Annotated in this window: 1 protein-coding gene; it reads left to right on the plus strand. The window is 50.7% G+C overall.

Features of this window, described 5'->3' with window-relative positions; genetic code table 11:
- Positions 1–217 (plus strand): hypothetical protein (locus HCN83_RS18270; RefSeq protein WP_205774757.1); only part of this gene is annotated, 217 nt, incomplete at its 5' end.
- Between the last annotated feature and the right edge of the window lie 71 nt (positions 218–288).

A 288-nucleotide genomic window follows, 5' to 3' on the forward strand; every position in this document is an offset into this window, starting at 1 on the left:
TTTGTACTTTCATAATGAATTCTACGAAGTACGGACACCCCTGTTCAACATTGAAACGTCTCATCGGGAAAGTTCTATCCGTATGGAAGCCGATCGTGCATTCATAACCAGGCACTTGAAACGCACTAACAGCTGCCGACATCGGAGGACCTCGACTCCGAGAGGATCAGAACGAGGCGAAGATCCAGCGCTTCCGACAGCAGGAGGAAGCGGTTAGCTGAGCCCGTTCCCTCCGGAAAGCGAGTGTCCGCAGATACAGGCAGATGCAACGTTATTCACTTAGAATGA

Origin of the sequence: Alkalicoccus luteus (assembly GCF_012034335.1) — a bacterium.
Classification (GTDB): Bacteria; Bacillota; Bacilli; order Bacillales; family Salisediminibacteriaceae; genus Alkalicoccus; species Alkalicoccus luteus_A.